At 63.9% G+C, this 17,448-nt stretch carries 15 protein-coding genes, 1 tRNA gene and 2 pseudogenes; 6 read left to right on the top strand and 12 right to left on the bottom strand.

The features are described from left to right. Positions 1-19 precede the first annotated feature (19 nt). Together ACVIIW_RS27755 and ACVIIW_RS27750 are read left to right on the top strand one after the other, a co-directional pair. A complete protein-coding gene (locus ACVIIW_RS27755; protein WP_456703646.1) occupies positions 20-1,135 on the top strand; it encodes an AI-2E family transporter in 1,116 nt (371 codons plus the stop codon). A 141-nt stretch (positions 1,136-1,276) separates the two neighbouring features. Beyond that, positions 1,277-1,669, top strand: a complete 393-nt coding sequence (locus ACVIIW_RS27750; protein WP_177243494.1) for an NUDIX hydrolase — start codon at positions 1,277-1,279, stop codon at positions 1,667-1,669. Positions 1,670-1,719: 50 nt separating this feature from the next. Here the strand turns inward: ACVIIW_RS27750 and ACVIIW_RS27745 are convergent. The 5 genes and pseudogenes from ACVIIW_RS27745 to ACVIIW_RS27725 form a co-directional block, all read right to left on the bottom strand. Then, a pseudogene (locus ACVIIW_RS27745) lies at positions 1,720-2,040 on the bottom strand (amidohydrolase family protein); the annotation flags it as partial. Beyond that, positions 1,971-2,261 (bottom strand): hypothetical protein, encoded by a 291-nt coding sequence (locus ACVIIW_RS27740; RefSeq protein WP_456703645.1) that lies wholly within the window; start codon positions 2,259-2,261, stop codon positions 1,971-1,973. The pseudogene ACVIIW_RS27745 and the gene ACVIIW_RS27740, both read right to left, overlap by 70 nt. A 5-nt stretch (positions 2,262-2,266) precedes the next feature. Continuing rightward, positions 2,267-3,342, bottom strand: a pseudogene (locus ACVIIW_RS27735) (maleylacetate reductase). A 289-nt stretch (positions 3,343-3,631) separates the two neighbouring features. Beyond that, a complete protein-coding gene (locus ACVIIW_RS27730; RefSeq protein WP_456703644.1) occupies positions 3,632-3,874 on the bottom strand; it encodes a hypothetical protein in 243 nt (80 codons plus the stop codon). A gap of 24 nt (positions 3,875-3,898) precedes the next feature. After that, positions 3,899-4,069: a hypothetical protein gene (locus tag ACVIIW_RS27725; protein ID WP_177243495.1), complete on the bottom strand. Its 171-nt coding sequence runs from the start codon at positions 4,067-4,069 to the stop codon at positions 3,899-3,901. A gap of 268 nt (positions 4,070-4,337) precedes the next feature. Here ACVIIW_RS27725 and ACVIIW_RS27720 point away from each other — a divergent pair, with 268 nt between their 5' ends. Beyond that, the gene (locus ACVIIW_RS27720; protein WP_456703643.1) at positions 4,338-4,997 is read left to right on the top strand and encodes a hypothetical protein; all 660 of its coding nucleotides are present in this window, start codon (positions 4,338-4,340) and stop codon (positions 4,995-4,997) included. A 72-nt stretch (positions 4,998-5,069) separates the two neighbouring features. Here ACVIIW_RS27720 and ACVIIW_RS27715 read toward each other — a convergent pair whose 3' ends face one another. The 4 genes from ACVIIW_RS27715 to ACVIIW_RS27700 all read right to left on the bottom strand — a co-directional run bounded on the left by ACVIIW_RS27715 (position 5,070) and on the right by ACVIIW_RS27700 (position 9,469). After that, positions 5,070-5,387: a hypothetical protein gene (locus tag ACVIIW_RS27715; RefSeq protein WP_092234867.1), complete on the bottom strand. Its 318-nt coding sequence runs from the start codon at positions 5,385-5,387 to the stop codon at positions 5,070-5,072. Between the two features lie 260 nt (positions 5,388-5,647). Beyond that, positions 5,648-5,723 (bottom strand) — tRNA-Lys (locus ACVIIW_RS27710). A 267-nt stretch (positions 5,724-5,990) separates the two neighbouring features. Beyond that, positions 5,991-8,651 carry a glycosyltransferase gene (locus ACVIIW_RS27705; RefSeq protein WP_456703642.1) on the bottom strand — a complete coding sequence of 887 codons (2,661 nt, stop codon included), beginning with the start codon at positions 8,649-8,651 and terminating at the stop codon, positions 5,991-5,993. A gap of 215 nt (positions 8,652-8,866) precedes the next feature. Beyond that, on the bottom strand, positions 8,867-9,469 hold the full coding sequence (locus ACVIIW_RS27700) for a beta-1-3, beta-1-6-glucan biosynthesis protein (protein WP_456703641.1): 603 nt from the start codon (positions 9,467-9,469) through the stop codon (positions 8,867-8,869). A gap of 262 nt (positions 9,470-9,731) precedes the next feature. On the opposite strand from ACVIIW_RS27700, the gene ACVIIW_RS27695 reads away from it, so the two are divergent. Continuing rightward, on the top strand, positions 9,732-11,357 hold the full coding sequence (locus tag ACVIIW_RS27695) for a glycoside hydrolase family 17 protein (protein WP_456703640.1): 1,626 nt from the start codon (positions 9,732-9,734) through the stop codon (positions 11,355-11,357). Here ACVIIW_RS27695 and ACVIIW_RS27690 read toward each other — a convergent pair. Then, the gene (locus ACVIIW_RS27690; RefSeq protein WP_456703639.1) at positions 11,317-11,697 is read right to left on the bottom strand and encodes a hypothetical protein; all 381 of its coding nucleotides are present in this window, start codon (positions 11,695-11,697) and stop codon (positions 11,317-11,319) included. The genes ACVIIW_RS27695 and ACVIIW_RS27690 overlap by 41 nt on opposite strands. A gap of 386 nt (positions 11,698-12,083) precedes the next feature. After that, complete coding sequence (locus ACVIIW_RS27685; protein WP_456703638.1) at positions 12,084-13,559, bottom strand: hypothetical protein; 1,476 nt, start codon at positions 13,557-13,559, stop codon at positions 12,084-12,086. A 180-nt stretch (positions 13,560-13,739) separates the two neighbouring features. Between ACVIIW_RS27685 and glmU the strand changes: the two genes are divergently transcribed. Beyond that, on the top strand, positions 13,740-15,095 hold the full coding sequence (gene glmU / locus ACVIIW_RS27680) for a bifunctional UDP-N-acetylglucosamine diphosphorylase/glucosamine-1-phosphate N-acetyltransferase GlmU (protein ID WP_456703637.1): 1,356 nt from the start codon (positions 13,740-13,742) through the stop codon (positions 15,093-15,095). Positions 15,096-15,101: 6 nt separating this feature from the next. On the opposite strand, the gene ACVIIW_RS27675 is transcribed toward glmU, so the two are convergent. Next, positions 15,102-15,332: a hypothetical protein gene (locus tag ACVIIW_RS27675; RefSeq protein WP_456703636.1), complete on the bottom strand. Its 231-nt coding sequence runs from the start codon at positions 15,330-15,332 to the stop codon at positions 15,102-15,104. A 225-nt stretch (positions 15,333-15,557) separates the two neighbouring features. Between ACVIIW_RS27675 and glmS the strand changes: the two genes are divergently transcribed. Further along, positions 15,558-17,384 (top strand): glutamine--fructose-6-phosphate transaminase (isomerizing), encoded by a 1,827-nt coding sequence (gene glmS / locus ACVIIW_RS27670; RefSeq protein ID WP_456703635.1) that lies wholly within the window; start codon positions 15,558-15,560, stop codon positions 17,382-17,384. Positions 17,385-17,448 lie beyond the last annotated feature (64 nt).

Below are 17,448 nucleotides of genomic sequence, written 5' to 3'. Positions count from 1 at the left end.
TGAGGCCGCAAGGAAAGCCGTGCCTGTGAAAAGTCTGCGTCAACTCCTGACGGGCGAAGACGTCATCCAGCTCGTGATCCGGCTCGGCCTGTTGGCGCTGCTGATCATCTGGACATTCCTGATCATTCGGCCGTTCGTGCCGATTCTGGCCTGGAGCTTCGTGCTCGCGGTCGCGTTCTATCCGGCGTTCAGCTGGGTCGCCAGGATCCTGGGCGGGCGGCCCAAGACCGCGGCCGTCATCCTGACCTTGATCACCCTCGGCATTGTCCTCGGTCCGGCGACATGGCTCGGCGTGAGCGCCGTGGACGGGGGGAGGGAGCTGGCGCACCAGCTGGCCACGGGTGATCTCGCGCTGCAGTCGGCTCCAGAGCAGATCAAGTCATGGCCGCTGATCGGTCCGACGCTGTTCGAGCTGTGGGACCAGGCCTACAACAACATCCGCGCAGTGCTGCGCGAGGTCGCGCCCTATCTGCAGCCGCTGGCGGGGCCGCTGCTGTCGCTGGCTGGCGATGCCAGCCTCGGTACGCTGCAATTCCTGGTCTCGGTGTTCGTCGCCGGCTTCCTGTTTCCGCACGGGCCCCGGCTGGTTGCGGCGGGGCGCGGTTTCCTGTCGCGCATCGTGCCAGAGCAGAGCGAGCACTTTCTCGAGCTTGGCGGCGCCACCATCCGCGCCGTTGCGCAAGGCGTGATCGGCGTCGCCATCGTGCAGGCGCTGCTCGCGGGCATCGGCTTCAAGCTCGCGTCCGTGCCGAGCGCGGGCCTGCTCGCCTTCATCGTGCTGCTGTTGTCGATCGTGCAGATCGGCGCGTTCCTCGTGCTGCTGCCCGTCATCATCTGGATCTGGACCGCCAAGGATGTCACCACGGCGCTGGTGCTCACCGTATTCTTCGTCGTCGTCGGCTTCATCGACACCATGTTGAAGCCGCTCGTGATGGGACGCGGTCTCAACACGCCGACCATCGTGATCTTCGTCGGCGTGATCGGCGGAACGCTTGCCCACGGCATCGTCGGCCTGTTCATCGGGCCGATCATCCTGTCGGTGGCGTGGGAAATGGCGGCAGCCTGGATCGGGACGGCGGAGAAGCGGGCAGCCGAATTGCCTGCAGCCGGATTTCCTCCAGCCGACGAGTCCTGACGGCGCCTCGCTGGTCAAACCCAATTCGCAGGATGTGGACAATTGGGGATGGCGCCGGGACGCGGCGCCCCCATGGAACTTGTCTCATGACATAGACAAGTTACGATGGCGCCAGATTCTTTTTCTCGGTTTACGACAGGTATGGCGAAGTCTTCCAAGCTGGTTGCCGCAAAACGCGGCAAGGTTCTGTTGGTCAGGCGACGGTCGGACGGTCTGTGGATGTTTCCGGGCGGCCGCAAGCGTGCGCGGGAATCCGACAAGGATTGCCTGCGCCGCGAGATCAGGGAGGAACTGCCGAAGCTGAAGCTCGGCAGGATCAGCCTCTGGAAGGAAGTGACAGCCAAGAACAAGCGCTCGGGGCGCAAGATGAGCGATGCGATCTTCATCGCCAAAAGCGCCAAGGGCCGCCTGGCGATCGGCGACAAGAAGGAGCTCGACCGCGCCGCCTGGCAGAAGCCGCGCGGAATCCGTCTGACCGCGACGTCGCGCTACATCAGGGATCGCCTGTTTCCGAGGAAGCCGCGGCGGGGCTGAGCTCGGGTCCCGTGGGTGTGACAAATCGTCCGGTCCGGCCGCATCGGCCGCTATCCTGCGGCGCGCCCTTGTCCGATCTCCCGCACCAGCCGCTGGCCGGATTGCGCGAGGTATTCCTTCTTCTGCGCCAGCCCGTCGAGCAGCAGCTTTCCGTTCCGCTTCTTCCAGCTGCCGCCGATCATCACTGCGTCGATATTGGCGAGGCTCGTCTGCATCACCACTGATGCAACGGGATCGTGGACCGGGAAGAGATTGAGATCGTCGGCATTGATGATCACGAGATCAGCGCGTTTCCCCGGCGTCAGCGAGCCGATCTCGCTTTCGCGGCCGAGCATGCGGGCGCCCGAAGTTGTGACCCAAGCCAGTGCCTCCACCCGCGCAGCGCCGTCTGCCAGGTGTGCATATAGGCATTGACGAGACCGGGAATGACGGTACCGCCGCGCCCATCGACGATCTCGGCGTCCGCGGCGTCGATACCCGGCCGCACTGCAGCGATCCGCCCGTCCTCGACCAGCACGTCACCATCCCCGACATCGCCGATGCGATCGTCCATGGTGATGATCGTTGCTGACTGGATCAGCGTACGCTTCATTGTGGTCACGCCGCTTTGATTGCGACCGGCGTCTCGCCGGCCCAGGCGCGCGCAATGAGGTCGCGGATGGCACCCCGCTCGAGTGGGCGCGGATTCCAGTAGGCATTGGTGACGCGAGGTCGGCCGCCTTGTCGATTCCGCTCTCGGGCATGCCGATGTCACGTAGCGCGACCTTGGCGCCCAACCGCTTGGCTAGTTCGAAAAGCCCCTGCGATGCATCCGACGCACCGATTGCGCGCGCGATTCGCGCCATCGCGTCGGGCACCACCGGTGCGTTGTAGGCCAGCGCATGCGGCAGCACGATGGTGTGCGTCTCCGCATGAGGCAGATCGAACGTGCCGCCGAGCGTGTGGCAAAGCTTGTGATGCAACGCCATGCCGACGGTGCCGAGACACACGCCGCACAGCCAGGCGCCGTAGAGTGCATCGCTGCGCGCGCCGCGATCGTCGGGCTTGGCGGCAATCGCGGGCAGGGCACGCGCAAGCGCGCGGATGCCCTCCTCGGCCATCAGCGAGGTGACAGGGTTGGTGTCTCGCGCGTAGAGCGCTTCGACCGCATGTGCGATGGCGTTGATGCCCGATGTGGCCGTGAGCCCGACCGGCAGCGTCATCGTCAGGTCGACATCGTAGATTACGGTCTCCGGCAGCACGGCGTTGTCGCGCACCGTCGTCTTCAACCCGTTCTCGGTCTGGCCGAGGATCGGGGTCATCTCCGAGCCGGCATAGGTGGTGGGAATGCAGAGCTGGTTGACGCCTGTGCGCAGGGCGAGCGCCTTGCCCAATCCGGTGGTCGAGCCGCCGCCGAGCGCGACCACGCAGTCCGCGCCGCAATCCTTCATCGCCGCGATCGCGCGCTCGGTGATTTCGACCGGCGTGTGCATCGTGGCGCCGGGAAAGAGGCCGGCATAGAGCGGGCCAAGGGCGGCACCCAGCGCCTTGCCCGCCGCTTCCTGCTGCGGCGTTGTCAGCACCAGCGCGCGCTTGCCGCCGAGGCGCTCGAGCTCGGCCTTGGCCGCGCCGAGCGTTCCGCTGCCGAACACGACACGGCAGGGCAGGTTTTCAAAGGTAAACGAACCGATCATGTGCCTGTCTCTTTGACGGGATAATCGACCTTGCAACGCGTGCACTGGATCTGGACGGAACTCATGCACCGGCAACAACGAACACTGGAGATCGGCGGCTGAGCCGTATACCTGAAGAAAGGCTGAAGGCGCGCTCGCGATCTGATCGCGCGCCGGCAGCACCGTCGCCAGATCCGCGGTGGCCGCATTCACGTTGACGGATCTGTTCGGCGCGGCGCTTTTCGGCGGCCTCGCGGTATTCGGGAGCAATCCCGCTGGGGTCGACCAAGCCCTGGGGTCGAGCGGGCGGTCACTTCGGAACGTGGTCGATCTTGTGGCCCAAATGCCCCGTTTGATGATCGCGCCGCAACTGGCTCAGCGACGTCTCGTTCAACTGTTGCAAGACTTCGCTGAGTCTCGTCGTATCGGGATACCCGGCCGCAAAACTCTTCCCATAGATATGGCGCAGCGTACCGATCAGGGTGTTGCCGTGCTTCTTGATGATCTCGCCATCCTTGTCCCGGTGGCGACCATCCAGGCCATGTTCCTTCATGGCTCACTCCCTGTGCGAGGGCGGCTAGGCTGCCTGCTCCTCAAACGAGGTGTAAACCCGGCCCTGCGGATCGACGATCTGAACATCCCGGCATCCGTCCTCGATCAGCTCCCTGGCCTTCTTGAGGGCGGCAGTCAGAGACTCCCGCTTGAGGTTGACGACCCCTGCCGTGTCGAAACCGGTGATTTCAAACATGCCGCTCCTCCCATTTTGTCGAAGCCTACACCTTTCCGGCGGGTTGTCTCCTGGCTTTTTTTGGAGGAGATGCATGGAGCGGGAACAGAGTGCAGCCCCGTAATCGGCCGGGGTCACGGGGCGTGCCGGGCGGCCACGTCGCTAACGTGGAATTAATCCGAAATGCTCACAATTTGAAGCAGTTGTGTAAGTGAGTGCTGCGTAAGGGAGACGTCGCGATGACGTTCCGGCGACGGCCTCCTTTTGCTCGCTCATGAGGTCAATGCGCATGACCACGACATCCGAAACGCTGGGCTTCGCCGAGCATCTCGACGGCGCTGCACTTGCAGCCGCGGCATTCCAATCCGAAGCCGAACGCGAAGCACCGAAAGCTCCGGAATTGCTCAAGCGTTCGAGCCGGAAATCCGTACTGGCACTGGCGGTGTGTGCCCTGGCGATCAATGGCGCGGCTGCTATCTATACATTGCCGTTCGATCTCACCTTGCCCGACATCAGCAACCTGGCCGCGCTGTTTCCGCGCCAGGATGAGGTCGCGCCAAAGCCGGATCCGATCGTTGCGGCCTTGAAGGAGATCCAATCGACACAGCAGCAACAGGCCGCCGCGCTGCAGGAGATCAATTCCTCCTTGCAGCAAAGCACGGCTCTGCGTCAGCAGGATTCGACCACCCTCATGTCACTCCGCCAGAGCATCACTGACGAACGGGGCGACGTGAAGAAGATCTCGCCGCAGCTTTCGACGCTGATCGCGAAGATCGACACCCTGCAAAGTTCGATGATGTCGGAAGTCACGTCCTCACTCCCAAGATTGCGCGCGCGCGACCGGTTGTTGATGCGCAAGATGGCTCGGCAGCCGAAATCGATCGGGCCGGTTTCGGTCGGAGGTGCTCCGCTGACGGCGCCGGCGACGGTTGCAGTTCCGGAGAGCTGAGGGCAGTCCAGCTCTTTGACGCGGTGGTCCGATAGAGCTCACGAGGATTTTGGAAGCTGCGGAAGGTGAGTTTCAGTGCCTGGCGGCCCTTTCCAAAAACTTGAGCAGAGACGGTGATACATCGCCCAGCTCGACAAAGCGTCGGCGGAGCTCATCGGCAATGTCCGCGGTCACATCGCGCGACCATCCCTCTGCCGTGTTGAAGGCGACGATGCGAGCGGGATGTTCGTACTGGCCTTCAGTCAGGTGCCGCACCAGCGTGGCGCGACCGGTATCCTCTTCGGCAGTTTCGCACCAGGCGCGGCCGAGCCGTCCCCCAAAGTCCTCAAGCACGAGATAGACATCACGGTCGGTTGGGGCGATCGGCACAATTGAGGGCGACCTGCTCACGAGACCCTCCGCTTTCTGGCTTGGTTTCGATGCTGGAATCTTGAGCTTCCGTGACCGAAAAGTCGACTGGCGAAAAGGAGTTAGTCCATCGCGCGACCAGGGTGACACTGCCGCCTGGCAGGGCCACCGACAATCCATCCAGGCCCGAGGCCTGACGGCACACGCTCGGTATCCTCGACCTGCAGAAGTGGCAATCGATCGGCCCACACAGGGCTTTTTCGGTCGGCTTCGAGTTCTTGCTAAAGTCCAGTGATTTTGCTTGGTGAGCGCGCTGGGGCTCGAACCCAGGACCCCGTGATTAAAAGTCACGTGCTCTACCGGCTGAGCTACGCGCTCCCATGGCCGCTGATGGCTTTAGAGATCGACCGCCATCGTCTCGGTCATTGGAAAAGCATGTCTTGCCGCCAAGCCGATTTGGCGTTGCGGAAAACCGGATGTTTCCGGGTCATGCTTTCGGCCCGCGCTGTGTAGGGGGATGGGACGCGGAGGTCAATAGCGCGAATGGCTGCCGCGGATAGCGGTACGAGCGGGGATTCTGCTGCGGTTTCTACCGCTTAGCTAAAGACCTTCACCTCGCTTGGCGGTTCGTCATCCACGTCGAAGTCAGTTCGCCTCCCGCCGCACCTCGCTCGGCACGGCTTGCGCCTTGCCCGACGTCGGCAGCGCGACGGGGCGCAGGCCGATCAGCTCGGCGGTGCGGATCGCGCTGTCGCGCCAGAACTGGAACGAGTTGATGCGGCTGAGCTCGAGGATGGCGATCGCGACCGCGGCCAGGAACGGCAGGCTCTGCAGCACCAGCACGCCGGCGAAGATGTAGATCTCGGTGATCTGGCGGAAAGAGTTGGAGGCGACCAGCACGCCGGCGCCGACCAGCAGCAGGGTGCCGATGACGGCCTCCCAGAACGCCTGGAACTCGATCGACATCCTGGACAGACCGCCCTTGGAGGTGCGCGCGAACGCGATGTGCTCGGTGATCAGGCCCTGCGCCACCGCGCGCGACACCGTCCATTGCACGCTCATCGCGGCGATCATGGCGCCCAGCATCTGGCCGGGTTTGATCGCGACGCGCGCGCGGTACATCGAGAGGAAATGCGCGAGCGAGACGACGAAGGCGCCGATGATCGGCAGAGTCAAGATTTTGTCGGGGATGGCGATGTCGGCGAAGGCGACGATCGGCACCCACACGAGGTTGAGCAGCGCCACGACCACGCCGAGGCTTTCGGCCCCGAGCCAGTTCAGCCAGCCCAGGCCATATTCGCGCTTCTGATCAGGCGTCAGTCGGCTCTTGCCCGGCAGGAAGTGCCGCCAGTGCTTCTTGACGATCTGGAGGCCGCCATAGGCCCAGCGGTGACGCTGCTTCTTGAAGGCCTCATAGGTGTCGGGCAGCAGGCCCTTGCCGTAGCGGTAGCGGGTGTAGTGGGTGGTCCAGCCGAGCTCCTGGATCGCAAGCCCGAGATCCGAATCCTCGCAGATCGTGTCGGATGACCAGCCGCCGGCCATGTCCATCGCTGCGCGGCGGATCAGGCACATCGTGCCGTGCACGATGACGGCGTTGAGCTCGTTGCGCTGGACCATGCCGATATCGAAGAATCCCGCATATTCGCCGTTCATGATGTAGTGCATGATCGACAGATCGCCGTCGCGGTGCTCCTGCGGCGCCTGCACCAGCCCAACGCGGGGGTCGGCGAAAGCCGGCACGAGATCCTTCAGCCAGTCGGGCTCGACGACATAGTCGGCATCGAGGATGCCGATGATCTCGGCGTCGGCGGCGGTACGATCCATCGCGATCCGCAGCGCGCCGGCCTTGAAACCCTGCACCTTCTCGGCGTTGATGAACTTGAAGCGCTCACCGAGCGCGCGGCAATGATCCTGGATCGGTTGCCAGAACGCGGGATCGGGCGTGTTGTTGATGATGACCACGCATTCGTAGTTCGGATAGTCGAGCCGCGACAGCGCATCGAGCGTCTGCTTGAGCATCTCGACCGGCTCGAAATACGCAGGGATGTGGATCGAGACTTTCGGGTAGTAATTGTCAGGCACGTTCTCGATCGGCTTGCTCTTGGCGAGCAGCCGCTGCGGCGGGCGGCCGAAGGCGACGGCCGCAATCTCGTCGATGCGGGCCATAGCGATCAGGACGAGAGGAACAAGCAGGATCATGCCGAGCGTCAGCGCGAACGCCGAGCCGAAGATGAAATAGTGCCCGTTCCAGAACGCGAACACGGTCGCGGCCCAGGCGCCGACGCCATTGGCGGCCGCCGACAGCAGGAAGGCCTGCCTGGCGGTGGGCTGCTCCAGGCGCAGGATCGGCAGCGACAACAGGATGCCGACCAGCAGTGCGATCGTCATCAGCTTCCAATAGTCGGGGTTTTCGACCGGTCCGGTCCAGGCGAATTTCGGCTCGCGGTTGGCGTTGAGGATACCCCAGTACGGACCGACGCCGCCTTCAGAATACTTCCAGGGCTGATCGATCGCCTCGACGATATTGTATTCCATGCCCATGGCTTCGGCGCGGCCGACGAAGTTGCGCAAGGTCAGCGCCTGCTGGAACGGGCCGGGGTCTGCGTTGCGCAAATTATAGCCCGCGCTCGGCCAGCCAAACTCGGCGATGACGATGCGCTTGCCGGGGAACTGGTTGCGCAGCAGATTGTAGCGATCGACGGCTTGGTCGACGGCCTGGTCCGAGCGGAAGAATTCCCAATAGGGCAGGACGTGGGCGGCGATGAAATCGACATTGGAGCCGAGATCGGGGTTGTCGCGCCAGATGTTCCAGATTTCGCCGGTGGTGACGGGCACGCGCACCGCGCTCTTCACCTTCTTGATCATCTCGATGAGGTATTCGACCTTCTGGTCGGCGCGATAGATCACCTCGTTGCCGACGACGACGCCGTTGACGTTGCTGTTCTTGCGGGCGAGTTCGATCGCCGCCTTGATCTCCCGCTCGTTGCGGTCCTCGTCCTTGCCGATCCAGGCACCGACCGTGACCTTGAGACCGAACTCGGCGGCAATCGGCGGCACCAGCTCGTTGCCCTCTGCCGCCGCGTAGCATCGGATGGCCCGCGTGAGGGTTGAGAGCTTCTTCATGTCCGCGCGAATCTTGTCGGGGTCGACGTTGAGGTCGACGACATGTCCTGGCTCGAACGGCATGTAAGAGAGGCTCGGCAGCAGGCCCTTGAAATCGGGCGCGGGTTCCTTGTCGCGCAGGACTCCCCACAGCCCGGCGTGAAGCGCGGACACGAGCAACAGAACTGCGGCGACAACGCGCATCGCGGCTAAACCAAAAGGGGCTGAAGGGGCAGGGAAGCGGATCCGACCCCGAGATCCGACCGAGTCCGCGGCAAATGGAGCATATCTCTGCCGCGCGGTTTCACAACTGTCATGTCCTCATGTCCTTATGAGGGCATGGCAATTTTGGATGCGTGGCAGTGCCGACCGCAGATATCGCCGGCCGTTCCTGAACGGGGGCTGAAGCCGGCCTGCGGCTATTTGGACGGTGCCGGCGTGGGGCTGGCCGCAGGCGAGGGGCTCGCTGCCGGCTGCGGCTGCGACGCGCCGCCGGCGGTCGGTGCGGGCGATGGCGAGGCCGCTGCGGCTGTCTGCTGCGGCTGGGCTGCCGGGTTGATCCAGCAGGCCTGGGTCAGATTGTTCAGGCTGTTCGGAACCTTGTCGTCGATCTGGGTGAGGAAGCGGGTCAGGCAGCGGAACGCGGCCTGGATGTGGCCGCCGGGGCAACCAAAACGGTCGTAAAGATCGATGTGGCGAAAGGCGGTATCGAGGTCGTCCCGGTACATCAACTGAACTGCGCGACGGCCGAGCCAAACGCATTCAGGGTTGCCGCCCGGACCGTTGATGGCTCGGGCAGCTTCGGCGAACTCGTCGATCCGCTTCTGGTTCTGATTCTGGTTGGCTTCCTTGGCGGCGTCGGTAGCCTGCGCCGCCGGCTGCTTGCCCTGCTCGGGTGCCGGCGCGCCGCTCTGGGCGGAGACGCTGCCGAGGCCGGTCAGTAGGACAAGGGAAGTGACGGCCAAGGTGGCGGCGAACTGCCGCAGGACCGCATTTCGTGACTCGAACACCCGTCGCCGCATGAATTCCCCAATATCTCAGCCGTCCGCCCGCGGGAGGGCCCCGCGGATGCCGACGTGATGGCGTCCAAATGGGTCTCCAATGCGGCGGAAAAATTCCTTGAAATCCATTGGCCTGTATTTGGATTTTTGTCCAGCAAAGTCACGATCCTACGGCCCGGTCCAACGGCCGCAGGCCGATTCGCCGGGGAGAGCTGGCGCCTCACCCGTGTCCCCCCTTGGCAGACGGCGTGCGAGCAGGTAATCGACGGGCCCTTCGCGGAGGATGGAACCGATTTCTCTTCGTACGCCACTGGCGCTTCTGCTCGTTTCCCTGGGTGCGATTGCTGCCGTGTGGTGGTGGCTTGCCACGCCGATCACGCTCGCGCGTGCCCCCATCGACCCCAACGACAAGGTCCAATGCGTCTCCTACGCCCCGTTCCGCGGCGAGCAGACGCCGTTGAACGCATGGACCCACATCGAGGCCGACCAGATCGAGCAGGACCTGCGTCAACTCAAGCAGATCACCGATTGCGTCCGCACCTACTCGATCGAGAACGGGCTCGACCAGGTGCCTTCGGTCGCGGCCAAGGTCGGTGGGCTGAAGGTGATCCAGGGCATCTGGCTCGGCAGCAACCGCGCCAAGAACTTTGAGCAGGTGGCGACCGCTATCCGCCTCACCAAGGAATTTCCCGACACCATCTCCGCGCTCGTGGTCGGCAACGAGGTGCTGCTGCGCGGCGAGATGACGACACAGGATCTCATCGCGATCATCCGTTCGGTCAAAGCGCAGGTCAGCGTGCCCGTGACCTATGCCGACGTGTGGGAATACTGGCTGAAGAACCGCGAGGTCTATGACGCCGTCGACTTCGTCACGATTCACATCCTGCCTTACTGGGAGGATATGCCGGTGAAGGCGAAATTCGCCTCTGCCCATGTCGAGGCGATCCGCGAGCGCATGGCGGTGGCGTTTCCCGGCAAGGAAATCCTGATCGGCGAAACCGGCTGGCCGAGCGAAGGTCGCATGCGCGACGGAGCTTTGCCGTCACGCACCAACCAGGCGCGCGTCGTCTCGGAAATCCTGGCGCTCGCCAAGACTCAGAAGTTTCGCGTCAACCTGATCGAGGCCTATGACCAGCCGTGGAAGCGGCGGTTAGAGGGCACCGTCGGCGGCTATTGGGGCCTGTTCGATTCCGTGCGGCGCCAGCTGAAATATCCGCCGGGCCAGCCGATCAGCAACTTCCCGTTCTGGAAATGGTACATGGGCGCCGGCATGGTCCTCAGCGTGCTGGTGTTCGCGGTCGCAGGCATCACGCTGCGTCGCCGGCCCTGGACGCCGCGCTTCCCGGCGTGGCTTGGCGTCGGCATCTCCGCGACCTCGGCGGGCATCCTGCTCGGGATCGCCGCCGACAAGATGTATTACGAGAGCTACGGTTGGGGCGGTTGGCTGCAATGGGGCGCGCTGCTGCTCGCCGGCATCCTGTCGCCGATCTTCTGTGCGCAGGCGCTTGTCATCGGCCGCAACCTGCCGAGCTTCCTCGACCTGCTGGGTCCGCGCGAGGGCCGCAAATGGTCAAAACTCTCGGCCGTGCTCGGCCTGACCCTGGCGGTCACGGCCGTGATCGCGGCCGAGACCGCGCTTGGATTCGTATTCGATCCGCGTTACCGCGACTTCCCCTATGCCTCGCTGACGATGGCGGTGGTGCCGTTCGCGCTGTTGATGCTGAACCGGCCGCAGATCGGCGTGCGGCCGATTGCGGAAGCGGTGTTCGCGGGGCTCTTGGCGCTGTCGGCGGTCTATGTGCTGCTGAACGAAGGCCGCGACAATTGGCAGGCGATGTGGACCTGCGCGATCTATTTGCTGTTCGCGCTCACGCTGTGGCGGGCGCGGGCCGAGCAAAGCCAAGGATGAGCAGGCCGATCGCAAGGCCTGCCAGCACGATGTTGTAGAGCACGATACCGAGGCCGGCTGCGATGACGCCGAGCGTCAGCAGCACGATCGAGGGCCGCATCAGGTTCAACGTCGCGATCACGAGCGCGACGATCCCGAACACGGAATTCTTGAACAGCGACGTCGACACCGAGCGTGCCTTGCAGATCATGGTCTGCAAGCCGGCGTCGCATGCGAGCGCCACCTGTGAGAACTCGACCGCGAGATAGCGCACATAGAGCGCCCAGCCGACGGTAACGAACCCGACGACGATGAGAAACTGCACCTGATAGGGCGTGAGGCGGAACGGCTTTTTTGTCATGCGGGCAATATGGTCGGGATGGCGGGAGGGAGCAACAGGGGCGGGACATTTTTATGCCGGGCGTCGCGGCCCTTTGCTCTCTCCTTTTTGACGGCACCCAAACGCAATCAGAACCGTAGCGATACGGATTTGCGACGGTTCCTGGGTCGCCTAACATCCCACATGAAGCGCGGGCGTGCCGATCCGATCAGGAGCAGATCACGCCGTTCGAGAGCGTCACTGCGAGGATACAAGGGAGGTTGGGGATGGCTGAGGCGTTGCAGATCAATTTTGCGCTTTGGGGCATGATCATTTGCGCAGCAATCAAGATCAGCCAGTTGGCCGCAGTTTTTTAGGAGCCTCGTTTCGGCGAGACGCTGCGGCTTCGATCCGATGTCCTGATAGTCCTACCTTCTGAAGAACGATGACAGCGTCGAACTTGCCGGGGCCGTCTCGGGCTTGGCTTGAGCAGCCGGCTGAGGTGCGGGTGCAGGCGCCGGCTCCTCGCGCTTTGACGAGCGCTTGGAGGAGTAGCTGCGGCGATGCCTCTCGGGCTTGGCAGCGGGCGCGGCAGCAGGGGCGGTTTCAGCTTCCGGTACCGCGTCCTGGCTCCTCTCTGCGTTCTTGTCCTGGTTCCTGTCTGAGCCCTTGTCCTGGTTCTTGTCTTGAGCCTTGTCTTGAGCCTTCTCTTGGGCCTTCTCTTGGGCCTTGTCCGGGCCGCCGCGCATCGACAGGCGCTGGCCATCGAACACGGTCGTCTCGCAATGGCGGTCGTTCTCGGCAAGACCGGCGCAGAGCTTCGCCGCGGCAGCGGCGTTGATCAGCGGGCCGGCGCCAAGGCGGAGCTGCATGCCGAGGCCGTTACCGCTTTCCTTGATCATGATGATCGGCCGCAGCGCGGCGATCTCAGGATTGGATTTGTTCAGGCCACGCCAGAGCGCGCGCAGGCCGTCGACCGAATTCGCGCCGCCGAGATCGATCGCAAAGCGCGTCTGCTGGACGGCGATCGCGGAAGGTTCTGCCTGGCTTGCTTCCGGCGATCTGGCCGGTGTCGCGGCAATCTCGGTCGTGGTAGGCGTCGGCTCAGGCTTCTTCTCTGCGGCCTTGTCGGTCGCGTTCGATTCGATCAATTTCGATGCGGCCGGATCGGGCGGAGCCATGATCGACTTCGATGGCACCAGCGGAGGGATCGGGACCGCTGACGTCGTCACCGGCGATAGCGGTACGAGCGAGGCGGCGGAAGCGCTCTGCGGCGGCGGGCTCGTCGGATCCTTTGCGGTGTCTTTCGAACTGTCCTTGTTCGAGCTGTCCTTGTTCGAACTGTCCTTGTTCGAACTGTCCTTGGGTTCCTTGCCAGCGCCTGCGCGCGGCCTGTCGACCAGCGAGGCCGCGGTCGAGGCGACCGGCGCGATCTCAGGTGCGGGCGTCGCGGGCTGCGCGGCCGCAACAGGCGGCTCCTGCGGCTTGGCGAGCGGCGGCTGGGGTGATGTCGCGTTCTGCCTGGCGAGGGCGCCCGTGACGGAATCGAGCCCCTGTTCGAGCACCGTGATGCGCGCATAAAGCCGGTCGCGATCGGAGTTCAGCGTCTCGATCGCGGAGGTGAGGCGGCGCGTTTCGAGCTGGCTTTCCTTGGTCAGCACCTGGAGCCGGTCGGTCTGGCGGGCGAGATCGGCGGAGGCGACCTGGTCACGTCGCCAGCCGAGCTGGGCCTGGTTGGCCATCACGGCGATCACGACGGCGCCGACGGCGGCCGCGCCCCAGGAGCCTAGCCGCCAGAGCATGCGGCGATCGAACGTGCTTTCCTCCGCCAAAAGGCCGGAGAACAGTCCGCCCGTCTCCTTGTCGCCGAAGGCATCCGCCAGTGGGTCGGAATCCTTTGCCATGAACGTTGAGTGCCCAGCCCTGTCTGGCTTCCCCGAATCAATCAAGGAACATTAACAGGAAAACCCACGCGCACTTGAATTCCGGGCGTTTGCGGGGGTAGCAAGGCAACAAGCTCGGGCGACATCGGCTTGTCGCCCGTCGGTATGACGATCGTTTCGGCCATTTTTGACAGGATTGCGATGACCGCCCGCTCAAGCCTCACGATCGTGCTCGCCGCCGGCGAGGGCACGCGCATGCGATCCAGCTTGCCGAAAGTTCTGCATTCCGTCGCTCACCAGACATTGCTCGCCTATGTGCTCGGTGCCGCACCGCAGGGTGCCGGCACCGCGCTCGCGGTCGTGATCGGCCCGGATCATCAGGCGGTCGCGGACGAGGCGAAGCGGATCCGTCCCGATGCGCTCGTGTTCGTCCAGGCCGAGCGGCTCGGCACCGCTCACGCGGTGCTCGCGGCGCGGGAGGCCATCGCGCGGGGCGTCGATGATGTCCTGATCGCGTTCGGCGATACGCCACTGATCTCGGCCGAGACTTTTGCGCGGTTGCGCGCGCCGCTCGCCAGGGGCGCGGCAATTGCCGCGCTCGGCTTTCGTGCGGCCGATCCGACCGGCTATGGCCGCTTCATCGTCGAGGGCGACCGCCTGGTCGCGATCCGCGAACATGCCGACGCCAGTGCGGACGAGCGCAAGATCAATCTGTGCAATGCCGGCGTGATGGCGGTCGACGGCCGCCGCGCCCTCGCGATCCTCGACAAGATCGGCAACGCGAATGCCAAGGGCGAGTACTATCTGACCGATGCGGTCGGCATTACCAGCGACAATGGATGGGAGTGTGTGGTGATCGAGACCAGCGAGGACGAAGTGCGCGGCATCAACACCAAGGCCCAGCTTGCGGAAGCAGAGGGCGTGATGCAGGCCCGGTTGCGCAAAGCGGCCATGGAGGCCGGCGTGACGCTGATCGCCCCTGAAACCGTCTATCTTGCCGCCGACACGGTGTTCGGCACGGATGTCACCATCGAGCCCTTTGTGGTGATCGGACCGGGCGTCTCGATCGCCGACGGGACCGTGATCCACTCTTTCTCACATATCGTGCAGACCACGCTCGGCAAGAACGTCTCGATCGGTCCCTATGCGCGGCTGCGTCCCGGCACCTCGCTCGGCGACGGCGCGCGGATCGGCAATTTCGTCGAGACAAAAGCCGCGACGCTGGAGGCCGGCGTCAAGGTCAACCATCTTTCCTACATCGGCGATGCCACCGTTGGTGCCAATTCCAACATCGGGGCCGGCACCATCACCTGCAACTACGATGGCTTCAAGAAGCACAAGACGACAATCGGGCAGGGCGCTTTTGTCGGCACCAACTCGTCACTGGTCGCTCCTGTGAAGATCGGCAATGGCGCCTATATCGGCTCCGGCTCGGTGATCACGCGCGACGTGCCCGATGACGCCATGGCGCTCGAGCGCAATCAGCAGACCATCCGCGAAGGCGGCGCTGCGCGCTACCGCGAGCTGAAGACGACCGGCAAGACGACCGAGAAATAAGCGGCGCTAGTCGTCGTCGGCGACTTCCGAGAACATCGCGCGCGTCAGGCGCCAGCCGCGCGGTCTGGCGCGCTTTGCCGGTTCGCCCGCGGCCTGCGTGACGAGGACAGGCTTGGCTTCCTTGCCGCGCTCCATGGCACGTTGGGGCGGTGGCCAATGGGCAAGGTGCGTGCCCGTGGTCTCGCTGGCGTGCACCAAACTCGATGACAGACCTTTGCGGTCGGACGTGCGTTTCATGGCCACATCTCCTGGCGGAGGAATCGTTGGTCAAATCTGTTGACAAGGAGTTAATGCACGCGGTTAAAGGCCGGCCACTTCAGACGAAGCGCAGGGCGCCCGGGGGCTATCTCAATCAGCAATAATTGCAATAATTATTGAGTATCTGGTTCCCTCGGAATTTCGCTAAAAACCCGGCGCGTCGTTTAGGCGATTTTTTCGACGATTTGGGGGATATTGATCCGCATGTGCGGGATTGTCGGCATTCTCGGGCGCGAACCGGTTGCAGAGCAACTGGTGGATTCGCTCAAACGTCTCGAATATCGCGGCTACGATTCCGCTGGTATCGCCACGCTCGAAGGCAAGCATCTCGAGCGCCGGCGCGCCGAAGGCAAGCTGAAGAATCTGGAGAAGCGGCTGGAAGCCGAGCCGTTGAAGGGCACCACCGGGATCGGTCACACCCGCTGGGCCACGCACGGCAAACCGACCGTCAACAACGCCCATCCGCATGCGACCGATCGCGTCGCGGTCGTGCATAACGGCATCATCGAGAATTTCCGCGAGCTGCGCGAGGAGCTCGAGAAGAAGGGCACGGTGTTCCACACCGAGACCGACACCGAGATCGTGCTGCACCTCGTCGACGATCTCTTGACCCGCGGCAACAAGCCGGTCGAGGCGGTGAAGCTGACGCTGGCCCGCCTGCGCGGCGCCTTTGCGCTCGGCTTCATCTTCGCCGGCGACGACGATCTCATGATCGGCGCCCGCAACGGCCCGCCGCTTGCGATCGGGTATGGCGACGGCGAGATGTATCTGGGGTCGGACGCGATCGCGCTCGGCCCGTTCACGGATACGATCAGCTACCTCGAGGACGGTGACTGGGTCGTGCTGACGCACAAAAGTGCCGATATCTTCGACAAGGACGGTCAGGCCGTCGCGCGCGACAAGATCAGGCACGCTGCCTCGACCTCGCTGGTCGACAAGGCCAACTACCGCCACTTCATGGCGAAGGAGATCCACGAGCAGCCGGAAGTGGTCGGCCACACGCTGGCCCGTTATGTCGACATGGCGAGCGAGCGCGTCTCGCTGCCGGTCGGGCTGCCGTTCGACTTCAAGGACATCCAGCGCATCAACATCACGGCCTGCGGCACCGCGAGTTACGCCGGCATCGTCGCAAAATACTGGTTCGAGCGCTTTGCACGCCTGCCGGTCGAAGTCGATGTCGCCTCCGAATTCCGCTACCGCGAAGCGCCGCTGCGTAAGGGCGATCTCGCGATCTTCATCTCACAATCAGGCGAGACCGCCGACACGCTGGCCGCGCTGCGCTACGCCAAGGCCGAGGGCGCGCACACCATTGCCGTCGTCAACGTCCCGACCTCGACCATCGCGCGCGAGAGCGAGACCGTGCTGCAAACGCTAGCCGGCCCCGAGATCGGCGTCGCCTCGACCAAAGCCTTCACCTGCCAGCTCATGGTGCTGGCGAACCTCGCGATTGCGGCGGGCAAGGCGAGAGGCGAATTGTCCGATGAGGACGAGACAAGGCTCGTTCACGGCCTCGTCGAGGTCCCGCGCTTGATCTCGGACGCGCTCACAACCGAGCTTCAGATCGAGAAGCTGGCGCACCGGATCGCCAAATCCCGCGACGTGCTCTATCTCGGCCGCGGCACCAGCTTCCCGCTGGCGCTCGAAGGCGCGCTGAAGCTGAAGGAAATCTCCTACATCCACGCCGAAGGCTACGCCGCAGGCGAGCTCAAGCACGGCCCGATCGCGCTGATCGACGAGACCATGCCTGTTGTCGTGATCGCGCCCCACGACAGGGTGTTCGAGAAGACCGTCTCCAACATGCAGGAGGTCGCCGCCCGCGGCGGCAACATCATCCTGATGACTGACGCCAAGGGCGCGGCGGAGGCGACGGTGGATTCGCTCGTCACCATCGTCATGCCTGATATGGCTGCGGCTTTCACGCCGATGGTCTATGCCGTGCCCGTGCAGCTGCTTGCCTATCATACGGCTGTCGTGATGGGCACCGACGTCGATCAGCCACGCAACCTCGCGAAGTCAGTGACGGTGGAATAGGCAGAAGGGATCAGGTCGCGCTCTTCCAAAACCTGCTAGAAGTCCCTAGCTTGAATGTAGCGAC

It is taken from the genome of Bradyrhizobium sp. USDA 4449 (assembly GCF_054056275.1).
Note: the sequence above shows the minus strand (reverse complement) of the source record. Positions and strands in the feature narration are given on the sequence as shown.

Coding starts and splice junctions, on each gene's coding strand:
- ACVIIW_RS27720 (WP_456703643.1), top strand. CDS start 4,338: ATGACCACGACATCCGAAACGCTGGGCTTCGCCGAGCATCTCGACGGC.
- ACVIIW_RS27725 (WP_177243495.1), bottom strand. CDS start 4,069: ATGTTTGAAATCACCGGTTTCGACACGGCAGGGGTCGTCAACCTCAAG.
- ACVIIW_RS27695 (WP_456703640.1), top strand. CDS start 9,732: ATGGAACCGATTTCTCTTCGTACGCCACTGGCGCTTCTGCTCGTTTCC.
- ACVIIW_RS27750 (WP_177243494.1), top strand. CDS start 1,277: ATGGCGAAGTCTTCCAAGCTGGTTGCCGCAAAACGCGGCAAGGTTCTG.
- glmS (WP_456703635.1), top strand. CDS start 15,558: ATGTGCGGGATTGTCGGCATTCTCGGGCGCGAACCGGTTGCAGAGCAA.
- ACVIIW_RS27690 (WP_456703639.1), bottom strand. CDS start 11,697: ATGACAAAAAAGCCGTTCCGCCTCACGCCCTATCAGGTGCAGTTTCTC.
- ACVIIW_RS27675 (WP_456703636.1), bottom strand. CDS start 15,332: ATGAAACGCACGTCCGACCGCAAAGGTCTGTCATCGAGTTTGGTGCAC.
- ACVIIW_RS27740 (WP_456703645.1), bottom strand. CDS start 2,261: ATGAAGCGTACGCTGATCCAGTCAGCAACGATCATCACCATGGACGAT.
- ACVIIW_RS27730 (WP_456703644.1), bottom strand. CDS start 3,874: ATGAAGGAACATGGCCTGGATGGTCGCCACCGGGACAAGGATGGCGAG.
- ACVIIW_RS27705 (WP_456703642.1), bottom strand. CDS start 8,651: ATGCGCGTTGTCGCCGCAGTTCTGTTGCTCGTGTCCGCGCTTCACGCC.
- ACVIIW_RS27700 (WP_456703641.1), bottom strand. CDS start 9,469: ATGCGGCGACGGGTGTTCGAGTCACGAAATGCGGTCCTGCGGCAGTTC.
- ACVIIW_RS27685 (WP_456703638.1), bottom strand. CDS start 13,559: ATGGCAAAGGATTCCGACCCACTGGCGGATGCCTTCGGCGACAAGGAG.
- glmU (WP_456703637.1), top strand. CDS start 13,740: ATGACCGCCCGCTCAAGCCTCACGATCGTGCTCGCCGCCGGCGAGGGC.